Source organism: Shewanella sp. AS16 (assembly GCF_021412365.1).
Taxonomy (GTDB): Bacteria; Pseudomonadota; Gammaproteobacteria; order Enterobacterales; family Shewanellaceae; genus Shewanella; species Shewanella salipaludis.
On sequence record NZ_JAKCLK010000003.1, the window covers coordinates 233241 to 245104 of the forward strand.

Sequence of the window (11864 nt, forward strand, 5' to 3'; positions counted from 1 at the left end):
TTGCAGAAAGTGGTTACAGACAAATAAACTTATACAAAAACTTGATCTTTGTACAAGAGTGAGCCTTAATGAGAGTCAAGGTTATACAAGGGGGCTCATCATGTACAAGTTTAATCCGCAGAAGATCCAGTTGGGGATCAGTGCCTGTCTCCTGGGGCAGAAGGTGCGTTTCGATGCCGGGCATAAGAATTCCGTCTATTGCCAGCAGGAATTGGCGGCCCATTTCGATTTCGTGCCCCTATGCCCGGAAATGGCCATAGGCCTGGGGGCACCGCGCAAGAGCATTCGCCTGGTGCGTGATGATGAACAGATCCTGGTGCAGAGCGCCGATGGCAGTCTGGATGTGACCGACAAGCTGAAGGCCTTCAGTGAGGCCAAGGTTGGGGAGCTGGACTTTCTCGGCGGCTATCTCCTGTGTGCCAAGTCTCCTAGCTGCGGCATGGAACGGGTGACAGAGTATAAGCCCGGGAGCCGCCAGGGTTCCAAGTCCGGGGTCGGGGTGTTTGCCAGGGCACTGATGGCCCGCTATCCCTTGCTGCCTGTGGAAGAGGAAGGGCGGCTGCATGACATGGTGCTGCGGGAGAACTTCTTCACCCGCGTCTATGCCTATCACGACTGGCATTGCCTGCAGCATGACGGCCTGACCAGGCATAAGCTGCTCCAATTCCATTCCCGCTACAAGTACCTGCTGATGGCCCATAGCCCCGCCTGGTATCGCCGCCTCGGGCCCTTGCTGGCAAACTTAGGCGCAGATCCAGGCACCGACATGAGTGTCGCCGATAACTGTGGCCGGGACCTGGCATTGGCGCGCGTCGCCGGGCGCTACTTCGAAGGCCTGATGACGGCGCTGAAGCTCAATGCGAGCCGCAGGAATCACACCAGCACGCTGCAGCATATCCAGGGTTACTTCAAGCAGCGGCTGAGCAAGGCGCAGAAGTCGGAATTGACTGCCTGCATAATGAAATACCATGGGGGGCTGTTGCCACTCCTGGTGCCCATCACGCTGATCAATCATTACCTGCGCGAGCACCCCACGCCCTATATTCAGCAGCAGGTGTATTTAAATCCCCACCCGGAAAGCCTGAAGTTACGTTATGCCTATTGAGATGAAAGAGACCCGGATGCAGCCAACGATAGATGCAAAAAACCAGACAACACAAGTAACAGCAGATGGCGACAGCGCCGGCTTATACCCTATAGGCGAGGTTTCGCGCCTGACCGGCGTCAATGCCGTGACCCTGAGGGCCTGGCAACGCCGCTTCGGCCTGGTGATCCCCAAGCGCACCCCCAAGGGCCATAGGCTCTACAGCGCAGCCGACATAGAGCAGATCCGGGAGATCTGCCGTTGGCTGGAAAGGGGGGTCGCCATCAGCAAGGTGAAGCCGCTGCTGTCCCCTGGCCCGGCGCAGACAAGCGCGCAGCCGCAAGGGCAGGTCGCAGCCCAGGCCCAGACAACACAGACGGAATGGCCGGCACTGATGCAGCAGTTGACCCAGGCCTTGCTCGATTTCAATGCCGCCCGCCTGCATGGCCTGCTGGACGCCAATATCGGCCTCTATCCCTTTGGCCTGCTGCGGCAGCAACTGCTGCAACCCTGGCTCGATGAGGTGGGGCTCAGGCTCTCCGGGCGCCTCGATGCCAGCTGGCTGTTGAGCTGGCTGTACGATCAGCTCAGTGTCCGCTTCGCCGCGCGCCGCTTAGGTGCCAACAAACAGGCCAGGAAACATTTGCTCCTGCTGCGCCTCTTGCCGTCGGCCGTCCCGGATGCGGCTAGGGATGTGGTGCCCGAGGGGGCTTGGGAGTCCATGCTGGTGGGGGCCGAACTGAGCGAGCTCGGCTTTGGACTGACGGACTTGGGCGCCCATGACCTCGCCGCCTTGCCGCTGGTGCTCGACAGGTTGAGCCCGGATGCGCTGCTGCTCTTGCCAGGACCAGGCTACAGTGCCGGTGAGCAGGCCAATATCGCCGCTCAGTTGGCGGCGTTGCCGCTCGAGTGCCACCTCTACGGCCGTTTCGCCCCGGCCCTGAGCGGCTTGGCGCCCTGGAGGCTGACGGAGCTGAGTGCCCTGCTGGCGTCATCCGAGACGGGGGGCGCAGATGAATAGGCCATCGCCACAGGCCCTCGTCTGGTTCAGACAAGATCTGCGCCTGACGGATAATCAAGCGCTCAGCGCCGCCTGTGACTGGGCCAGAGGAGGTGAGACAGGAGCCGCGGAGGGCAGCGGCTCGGTTCGCGCCTTGTATATCGCCACGCCCATGCAGTGGCGGGCCCATGATGTGGCGCCCATTCAGCTGGATTTCATCGAGCGGCATCTCAACTTACTGGCCCAGGGGCTGGCACGCCTGGGAATAGCGCTGGAGCTGGTGCATCTGGACAGCTTCGGGCAGGTGGATGATTTTCTGGCCGCGTATGTGCGGGAGCATGGGATAGGGCGCATCTTTGCCGGCGCCGAACCCGAGTTCAACGAGCGCATGCGCGATCGGCGGCTGATGGCCGCCGGCTTGCCTTTGCAGCTGAGTGATGAGCATTGCCTCCTGCCACCCGGCACTGTGCTTAACCTCGGCGGCGAGATGTACAAGGTGTTTACCCCCTTTGCCAAGTGCTGGCGCCGGCTGGCGAGCCGAGGTGCGATAGCGCCTCTGCCCATCCCCGCCCCTATGGGACCGGCATTGGCCGCCCCAGAGCCTTTGCACTTGAGGTGCGACAAGCTGTCCAGTCACTTGTGGCCGGCGGGAGAAGAGGAGGCGGGGCTTTTGCTGCATGCCTTCGTCGAACAGAGGCTGCAGGACTATGGTGCCGAGCGCGACTTTCCGGCGCTCGACAGCACCAGTCGCCTGTCGCCCTATCTCGCCATCGGGGTCCTGAGTCCGCGCCAATGTGTCGCTGCCTTGCTGGGGCGTTTTCCAGCGGCGCTGGTCGAAGATACGCCCGCCAAGGTGTGGCTCAACGAACTCATCTGGCGGGAGTTTTACCGCCACCTGCTGGTGGCCTTTCCGCGCCTGTCCAGGGGGGGGAACTTCAATCCGCGGGCAGACAAGTTGCCATGGCGCAATGACAGGGAGGATTTTGCCGCCTGGTGCGAGGGTCGCACCGGCTATCCTTTGGTGGATGCCGCCATGCGGCAACTCAGGCAAACCGGCTGGATGCATAATAGATTGCGGATGTTGGTGGCCAGTTTCCTCACCAAACATCTGTTGGTCAACTGGCGTTGGGGCGAGCAGTATTTCCGTCGCCAGCTGATAGATGGCGATCTGGCGGCCAACAACGGTGGCTGGCAATGGTCGGCGGGTGTCGGCTGTGATGCCCAGCCCTATTTCCGTATCTTCAATCCCATGACCCAGAGTGAAAAGTTTGACCCGGATGCCAGTTTCATCCGCAAGTATCTGCCCGAGTTGGCGCCCTGGAGCTTGAAGCAGCTGCACCACCCAGAGCAGCATGGCAGTGACGAGATGTTCGCTCCGCTTTCAGACCGGACGGCAACCTGCTACCCGCGGCCAATAATAGCCCATGCCGTGGCCAGGGCGCGGGCGCTGGATGTGTTGGGGATGTTGAAAAAGTAGTTGGAAAAGTAGTTGGAAAAGCAATTAAAAAAATCAGCGGATTAACACTCGAGCATAGAAGGGGCGGCAAGCATAGGCCGCCGAGGGGCGGCGGTCCATGCTCTTTAGTCATGTGCTGGCTTGCGGGCGAATTCAGCCCGTGAGTTTGCTGTTGTCCGTGGATTTTTTATCGTAATACTCGAACGGGAAGAGGTTGCGTATCATCTGGGTGGTGTTGTCACTGACATTGGCCGACACATGCAGGCGCACGTCACCCGCCTTCTCGGCCCTGATGGTGCAGCTGAGTTTTTCCGCCTTGGCGATGTTGCGGCAGTCGCGTTCGAATTTTTCCGGGATCTTACCCTTGTGGGACGTCATCCTGCCCTTCTTGAAGTGCATCTCGAACAAGGTTAACGCCTGCTTGCTGCTGAAGATCAACTTGTATACCAGGAAGATGGCTAAGGCGATAAAGCCAATTTTAATTAAGATAGGGGTCATGTCAGCTCCTGCCAAATGGACTGATTTAACCATACTCCGGCGCAGCGGATTTGAACAGTATCTCGAGGAGAAATTTCTCCTGCATGCCGGCAGCGATTTCTCTGTGACTCGCTGTTTCATCTGGTTTTTTTCCGAGCTTAGCCGTCTTGGCAACAGGAAACCGCCCCCGGCCAGGGTCGGCGCCAGGACTCGGTATATTCGCCATCTCATGTCAAAAATAACGAACACAAAGAGTGTTTGTGCCGATTTTTGTCGCAGTAAATACATACTTGTAAAAAATATTGAATTCAGACTTGGGGTACGACTATTCTGGAGTCATCGACTCGGGTGAGCCAAGCCGTCACCGGCTCATGTCATCCCATAGCATTTATCAGTAAGAGGTCATCATGAGCACACAGAAAAGCCGCCGCGATTGGGAGAGCCTGGCGGACACCTTGAGCATTCAAGGGCAGGCCTTCATCGATGGGCATTATCTGGAGGCCGCCTCCGGGGCGAGTTTCGACTGTATCAGCCCCATAGATGGCCGCATCCTGGCCAAGGTGGCCAGCTGCGATCTGGAAGATGCCAACCTCGCCGTTGCCAGTGGCCGGGCGGCCTTCGATGCCGGCAGCTGGTCACGACTGGCACCGGTCAAGCGCAAGCAGGTGATGATCCGCTTCGCCGACTTGCTCGAGGCCAATGCCGACGAACTGGCGCTGCTGGAAACCCTCGACATGGGCAAGCCCATACGTTACGCCAGGGCGGTGGATGTGGCGGGGGCCGCCAGGGCACTGCGTTGGTCCGGTGAAGCCATAGACAAGATTTATGACGAGATTGCCCCCACGGCCCACAACGAGATAGGCATGATCACCCGCGAGCCTGTGGGGGTCGTGGCGGCGATAGTCCCCTGGAATTTTCCCCTGCTGATGGCTTGCTGGAAACTTGGGCCGGCGCTTGCCAGCGGCAACAGCGTGGTGCTTAAACCCTCGGAAAAATCCCCCTTGAGCGCCATTCGCCTGGCGCAACTGGCTATCGAAGCCGGGATCCCCGCCGGGGTGCTCAACGTGTTGCCCGGCTTCGGCCATAGCGTCGGCAAGGCGCTGGCGCTGCATATGGACGTGGATACCCTGGTGTTTACCGGCTCGACCAGGACCGCCAAGCAGCTGATGATCTATGCGGGTGAATCCAACATGAAGCGGGTGTGGCTGGAGGCGGGCGGCAAGAGTCCGAATATCGTCTTCAACGATGCCCCGGATCTGAAGGCTGCCGCCGTAGCCGCAGCCTCGGCCATCGCCTTCAACCAGGGGGAAGTCTGCACCGCAGGCTCGCGCCTCTTGGTGGAGTCCGGGGTCAAGGACGAGCTTGTTCGCCTCATCGCCGCCGAGCTGCAGGCCTGGCAGCCTGGGCACCCGCTCGATCCCGCCACCACCTGTGGTGCCCTGGTGGATAAGCAGCAGCTGGAGACGGTGCTGGGTTACATTCAGGCGGGGCGGGACGAGGGAGCCAGCCTGGTGCAGGGCGGCGCCCGGGTGCTGGCGGAAACCGGCGGCCTCTATGTGCAGCCGACCATCTTCTCCGGGGTGCATAACAGGATGAAAATCGCCTGTGAAGAGATCTTCGGCCCGGTATTGTCAGTCATCACGTTCGACGGCATGGAGCAGGCGATAGCGATAGCCAACGATAGCATCTATGGCCTGGCGGCCGGGGTCTGGACCTCGGACATCAACAAGGCCCACAAGACGGCCAAGGCCTTGCGTGCCGGCATGGTGTGGATAAACCACTATGATGGTGGCGACATGACGGCGCCCTTCGGTGGCTATAAGCAGTCCGGCAACGGCAGGGATAAGTCCTTACATGCCTTTGATAAATACACAGAGATCAAGGCGACCTGGATAGCCTTGAACTAATTTTTGAACCCGCTCTGACCCGGCTTCGACCATTTCTTGTATCCCTTGGCCTGGTGTTAAGGGATACATGTCAGCCGCTTTAGCGGTTCACTGCGGGATGCCTTAACCGCATGCCTAATAGCCTGCGGCATGCTCGATAGCCGGCTCGAATGGCATGGCCTGAAATCCATGCCAATAGCCGAGGAAATATATTGTTACCTTTGGCAATACATTGTCACCATATGCACTTCCTGCTGCTTCATTATGTTCCCCTGTCGCCACTATACTTTATAGGCTATCTATGCCTGCTGTATAGCGTTCCATCAATTGGGCAATATTCGATATGCTGGAAACAATCGCCGGGTAATCAAATGGTTGGTGATTGTGGCACCTACTCTTGTGTTATGGCCTTAATGCGCAGGGACAAGATGGCAAGTATTGGTTGGTTGTGAAATGAAATCGGCTATCGCATTGATGATATTGGAGGTTGAGATGAAATCTTACCTTGTTATTTCTACATTGCTACTGAGTGGTTGGGCGATTGATACACAAGCTGAAAATTATGTTTTCGTGGCTGCAAATCATAAACCAGAAACAAAAATTTGTGTTTCGGCTGGCAGTAATCAACAGCCCAAACTTCGGCTTCAGATGAATGCTTACAGTCCTCTTTTAAGATTTACGACTAATAACATCATTTGTAATGACATGAGTCTGACCCAATTTGCCTATCGTTATGGCGCCATGGATTCGTACGCCTATTTGAATCGATATACCAGAAGTTACAATAAGGTCAAAGAAAGGGTCACCATCCATGACATTGCCGCAGTGCCCGGCCACAAAGCAGATGATAATGAAACCGTTTTTGTTTATGTATCTGCAAGATAGGAGGATGATAGCCTGAAGCCGGCATGGGCTTCAGGCTTTTTTCAATCGCAACTCCGCCGCAGGAGCCGCTCAACTAACGGGTTTGCCCATGCCTATTCCCGGCTGCTCCCCGGACGGCGAACGACTCTCAGCTTGCCTGTGCTTCCGCCGCCACAAAAGAAACGGGTATCGCCGTCAGACTCCAGCCCAGACACGCGGATCCCCCTGGGCATCGCCAGCCGCTCCAGCACTTCTCCGGTCTGAGCATCCACTCGCCTCAACTCGCTCTCATCATCTTCCCAGGTGCCGTGCCAGAGTTCGTGGTCAACCCAGGTGACTCCGGTCACGAAGCGATTGGATTCTATGGTACTGAGGATCTTCCCTGTTTCCGGGTCGACTCTATGTATCTTCCGATTCTGATACTGTCCCACCCAGAGCGTCCCTTCGGCCCAGGCGAGCCCCGAGTTGCCGCCATCGGGTGCCGGGATGGTGGCGAGTACCCGACCCGTGTCCGGATCGAGTTTCTGGATGCGGTCTTCGGCGATCTGGAACAGATGTTGGCCATCGAAAGCCGTCCCCGCATGGGCCGGGACAGGGATAGAGTGCAGCGTTTGCCCAGTTGCAGGACTCAGGGCGTTGAGCCTGTCTCCCGATGCAAACCAGACTTGCCGGCCGTCATAGCTGACTCCATGCACGTCATCGACACCGGGAAAAGGTCCGTACTCACAGATGATTTCGGCCGTTCTTGGTTTCATGTGTTGCTCCTTATGGTTCGATTCTACGCCCCAATTCTAGTCGCTCGGCAATGGACCCGGGAGTAACAAAGTTGTCGTGAATCCCGGCACCGAGGGGAGCAGCCAACGACGCGCCCGCCCGCGCCCGAAAGCGTGCACCTTGCCCGCCGCCGCGAGCGAGTCGAGCGAGCGTTGCACAGTGCGCTGACTGGTTCCCAACACCAGGGCGAGTGCCGAGCTCGACCAGGCTTCACCGTCGGCGAGCAAGGCGAGTATCTGCGAATGTTTATCTTCAATGGGCCGTGCCAATACCAGTATCTCGTCGGTATTGTGCGGCCGCAGGATAAAGCCCCGTTTGGTTGCGCTCACCCCGGCAAGGGGCCCGAGGGCGGTGCGCAGCCGCCCGAGTTCAACCCGTAAGCGTGCTCTATGGGACTCATCGGCAGGCGTCAATCTGAAGGCGTGCGCGATCAGCGCGTCCCTGGGAACGTCCTCGGGCCAAGCTTCTGCCAGCACCCGGGCGAGGGCGAATAACACAGGGCGTGTTGCCAGACAAACCCGGTTGCGCCTATCCCGCACCAGATGACGGCAGGCGTCCACTATCAAGGCCTTGGATGCCAGCAACGCCTCTACGTCCTCAAGCAGCAGGAGCCGTTCTTCGCCATGGGCAATCAGGCGCGCGGCCGGGGTGTCCAAGAGAAGACCTGCGCTTCTTGCTTCCGCCGTCAGTAGCGGGTTATGTGCTTGGTGTGCGGCGTCTTCGGCTCGCTTGAGTGCCATTCGTGCCGCCTTAGTCTGCAGGCGGCGTATCGCGAGCCCTGCAACAACCAGCTCGTGGGCGGCTGCAAAGGCGGGTGGGAAGTGCCCTGAGTCCAGCTGGGCGAGTGTCTGTTCGGTTTCGTCGAGGCGCCCCATGAGGAGTTGGCGCCGACTCTTGAGATGCAGTGCATAGGCGGCATTGATGTAGTCGCCGTGTCTCTGCAGGGTTGCTCGCGCGGCGTCGAGCGTCTTGGCGGGCCAGCCGAGATCGCGTGAGATCAGGGCTATCTCGGCTTCGGCGACCACACACCTGGCGCGGGCCACAGACTGCTTCGACCCGAAGGTGCGCGCCGCACTGCGCAACAGTTCCCTGGCTCGCACTATATCGCCGAGCTGTGCCATGGCAATGCCGCGCAGCGCCAGCGCCGGTGCGTCGTCACGCAGGGCGACCCGCTTCAGGGCGCCGAGGGGATCACCTGCGGCCAAGGCCAGTGCTGCGGCTGTGATCAGTGAGTCCATGGGTATCCTGTCATGCGCGTTACTCCCATCCTTCGGTGCCCTTGCTAATCTAGCTCACGACAGTTAATGAGTACAAGTGTGAGCCCATGGGTAGAGTGAGACTCAGGGCGCGGTGCGGTCAGCAGGGTGTCATCTGCCGCCGCATTAGGTTATGTTAACTAAATGAAATGCAACAAGGAGATACCATGAACTATCCATTGGTTAGCACGGCCTGGCTCGAGGCCCATCTGCAAGATGAGAAGCTGGTGTTGCTCGATGCCAGCATGGATACCGTCATAGGCAAGGAGCCACTGATCTACGACCGGCTGGTGTGCATCCCAGGGGCGCGCAGGTTCGAGCTGGAGCGCCAATTCTGCGATTTGCAGTCGAGCCAAATTCACGCCCTGCCAACCGAGGCGCAATTCAGTCTGGGCATACAGGCGCTGGGCATAGCGCCGGACAGCCTGGTGGTGATTTATGACAACCAGGGGATCTACTCTTCGCCCCGCGCCTGGTGGACCTTCAGGGTGATGGGCTTTGACAATGTCTTTGTGCTCAATGGCGGCCTGCCCCAATGGCTGGCCGAGGGCCGCAAAACCGTGAATGAGTATCAGGCCGTCGACGAGACTGCCAAGGGCAATGCCGTAGGTCATTACCGGCCGCAGTTGGTGTGTGATTCGGCCGAGGTGCTCAGGCGGCTGGATGATGCCGGCACGGCGATTTTCGATGCCCGCGGCGCGGCGCGTTTCCAGGGCAAGGCGCCCGAACCCAGGGCCGGGGTGCGCTCCGGGCATATTCCCCATTCCCACAATCTGCCCTTCGCCGAGGTGCTGGACGGTTACAGGCTCAGGCCGGTTGCCGAGTTGCGCCGGCGCTTCGCCGAGCTGAGCGGCGATGATGCAGATGCAGGCAAGAGGTGCATCTGCAGCTGTGGCTCGGGGATCACCGCCTGTATCCTGATCCTGGCGTTGGAGGCTGCAGGTTATGGTCATGCCGTACTCTATGACGGCTCCTGGGCCGACTGGGGCAGCAATCACGCCCTGCCGCTCGAGACGGACCAGGGAGAATGAGGCAGCATGGCGCCTGGCAGCTTAGGCACAGCCAGGCGAGCCTGGAACGCTAAGCTAAGTCCCTGCTTGCATTGTAATTGCTTGCCTGCTTATCACGCTCAAGCCATTGATCTATTGGGTTATCCCCAGGCTGCAGGGCGTCAGGGAAACCGGCGCACTTGTTTTATTCACACTGCAGCGACATCGAGTTGCCAATCCTGCAGTCTATTTCGGCCATGTGGCCGCCACTGCCCTGGTGCTGGTTATCGGCAGTTCGCTTGTGGTGGCACCCTTGTTATGGTTGCCGGTATTGGCTATGGGGTGAGAGTTTGCTCGGTACTTGGAAGCCTGCTGTCATTCATAATGGTAGACACTAGGTGGTATTGAAATGTCTTCTTGCTCCTCGGAGTTCGACCGTTTTGTTGATGTCTACAAAAATGGGGGAACTCTTCGCTTGGAAACCCAGGCGATAACACGGAATGCCAAAACGCTTTTTGATCGCGCGAAAATCGTCAGTAAGTTGGAACAAGCCAAGTTACTTAGAGAACTCTCTGAGACATTATTCGAAAGCCAGCCGCCTTTCAGAGATTTGGCGCTTAACGCCAGCCTCGTCCAACAAGAATTTTACAGATATTTGGAAGACGATATCCTGATAATGGCGGCGTTCGAATTATTTGCCAAAGCGTTCCTGCTGAAGTGTGGTTATCTGATACATAAGATTAAGTCTCCCTCGAACCTGCACAAACAGCAAAACCGCAAGCCTGTGAGCTTCTCCACCTATCGTGCTGAACTTAAGCGTCGTGAAGATATTCAATTATTACTACAAACCCTCAGCGTCTCTACGCTGCTCAAGACAGAGTATGTCCGGCTGTTGGAATTTGCACCTGAGGTTGTGAGCGAGCTGTCGCGGATAAACGAGCGCCGCAACAAGATTCATTTAGTGCTGTGCGGCACAGTGAAAATGGATATGAAGGCGTTGCGGGCAATTGAATATCTTGGACAGCGTATCAATGCCGAACTGATTTTTTAATTTGGGCCAACTTAAACTAATTGGGCTTAGCCGTCTTCTTCGACCGTCCCTCGGCCTCGGTGCCAAGGGATGTACGCCACTCGTTGTTTCAGGCAATCAAGATGGTCCGCAGCTTCACCCGGTTTAGCCGTTCATGGTGCGATACCGACCGTCGAGACAGCGTAGCACTTATTATCTGAATTCAAGTTTCGGCGTTTAGTAAGGTGATCATATACGTCTTCAGTTTTTGAGACCGAGGTGACCATCTCAGCATCCATAATGCTCTTTACAGGAAAATGATCGAAGAACGCAAATTTATAGTGACTTTAGTGCCAATGTGTACACCTGGATAGGTACTGTTGTGCCCTCAGGGATGGCTCTTTTGAGATCAAGAACCAGCGAGTCATTGATGCTTCTGATATAAGAGCTGTGCGAAGGGGTGCTCTATGACATCCCTGTCATTGTGACATTAGTGGTGCATCCCTGCACGGCTCCCACGGCAGGTGATTGGCTGCAAACGTACTTTGCAGCAACACTTTATTAGTGGTAGCACTATGCGCAATTGAGAGTGTCATGATTGAGAAAACGGCCTCATAGCCGAGATAAGCTTGTCTGGAACATCGCTTGAACAGCGATGGCTGGCCCCACTGGGGCGAGTCTCAGGATGAGACGAGTCAAGTCGTGGGCTTTCAGCCCACACCCGAGCAAGGAGGACTGCTCGTCCTATCCTCCTTGCATCCACCATGACGCCCCGACGAAGCGGACAACTCCTCGGGCTATGGGCATCTGAGCTATCGCCTCATATTCGCCATCCCTGGCTCACCTGAGGCTAGCTCGGCATCCATGCCTTGTTCACGCTCATCTGCTCCAACGCCCTTCGGCCGCTCCGAGGGGGAGTGGGTGTACTCTTCCGGCTATGCGCTCACTAGAGAGTGGCGGATGTCCGCATTCTCTGCCACGGCATTTTTATCTGTGTACTTCGTGGGAAAGGGGGCTTCTTATGGCATAGGGGGGGGCAGGCGTGACATGGCTGCCTTGATTCTTTATC

The 11864-nt window shown here is 57.6% G+C and carries 10 protein-coding genes; 7 read left to right on the forward strand and 3 right to left on the reverse strand.

Annotated features, from left to right (window positions below):
• The first annotated feature begins 100 nt into the window (after window positions 1–100).
• From LZP73_RS09625 to phrB, 3 genes are read left to right on the forward strand one after another with little or no spacing between them, the layout of a single operon-like run.
• Window positions 101–1105 carry a YbgA family protein gene (locus LZP73_RS09625; protein ID WP_234234617.1) on the forward strand — a complete coding sequence of 335 codons (1005 nt, stop codon included), beginning with the start codon at window positions 101–103 and terminating at the stop codon, window positions 1103–1105.
• Between the two features lie 16 nt (window positions 1106–1121).
• Window positions 1122–2105, forward strand: a complete 984-nt coding sequence (locus tag LZP73_RS09630) for a MerR family transcriptional regulator (RefSeq protein ID WP_234234619.1) — start codon at window positions 1122–1124, stop codon at window positions 2103–2105.
• Window positions 2098–3561, forward strand: coding sequence for a deoxyribodipyrimidine photo-lyase (phrB, locus tag LZP73_RS09635; RefSeq protein WP_234234621.1), 1464 nt, complete (start codon window positions 2098–2100; stop codon window positions 3559–3561). Before LZP73_RS09630 ends, phrB begins: the two co-directional genes overlap by 8 nt.
• A gap of 132 nt (window positions 3562–3693) precedes the next feature.
• Here phrB and LZP73_RS09640 read toward each other — a convergent pair whose 3' ends face one another.
• The gene (locus LZP73_RS09640; RefSeq protein WP_234234623.1) at window positions 3694–4038 is read right to left on the reverse strand and encodes a DUF3634 family protein; all 345 of its coding nucleotides are present in this window, start codon (window positions 4036–4038) and stop codon (window positions 3694–3696) included.
• Between the two features lie 386 nt (window positions 4039–4424).
• Here LZP73_RS09640 and LZP73_RS09645 point away from each other — a divergent pair, with 386 nt between their 5' ends.
• The gene (locus LZP73_RS09645; protein WP_234234625.1) at window positions 4425–5924 is read left to right on the forward strand and encodes an aldehyde dehydrogenase; all 1500 of its coding nucleotides are present in this window, start codon (window positions 4425–4427) and stop codon (window positions 5922–5924) included.
• A 471-nt stretch (window positions 5925–6395) separates the two neighbouring features.
• Window positions 6396–6788, forward strand: a complete 393-nt coding sequence (locus LZP73_RS09650) for a DUF3718 domain-containing protein (protein ID WP_234234626.1) — start codon at window positions 6396–6398, stop codon at window positions 6786–6788.
• Window positions 6789–6880: 92 nt separating this feature from the next.
• Here the strand turns inward: LZP73_RS09650 and LZP73_RS09655 are convergent, their stop codons facing one another.
• Window positions 6881–7522, reverse strand: a complete 642-nt coding sequence (locus LZP73_RS09655; protein ID WP_234234628.1) for a Vgb family protein — start codon at window positions 7520–7522, stop codon at window positions 6881–6883.
• Window positions 7523–7558: 36 nt separating this feature from the next.
• Complete coding sequence (locus LZP73_RS09660) at window positions 7559–8779, reverse strand: hypothetical protein (protein WP_234234630.1); 1221 nt, start codon at window positions 8777–8779, stop codon at window positions 7559–7561.
• 185 nt (window positions 8780–8964) lie between these two features.
• On the opposite strand from LZP73_RS09660, the gene LZP73_RS09665 reads away from it, so the two are divergent.
• Together LZP73_RS09665 and LZP73_RS09670 are read left to right on the forward strand one after the other, a co-directional pair.
• Window positions 8965–9828 carry a sulfurtransferase gene (locus tag LZP73_RS09665; RefSeq protein WP_234234632.1) on the forward strand — a complete coding sequence of 288 codons (864 nt, stop codon included), beginning with the start codon at window positions 8965–8967 and terminating at the stop codon, window positions 9826–9828.
• Between the two features lie 367 nt (window positions 9829–10195).
• Window positions 10196–10837 (forward strand): hypothetical protein, encoded by a 642-nt coding sequence (locus LZP73_RS09670; protein WP_234234634.1) that lies wholly within the window; start codon window positions 10196–10198, stop codon window positions 10835–10837.
• Window positions 10838–11864 lie beyond the last annotated feature (1027 nt).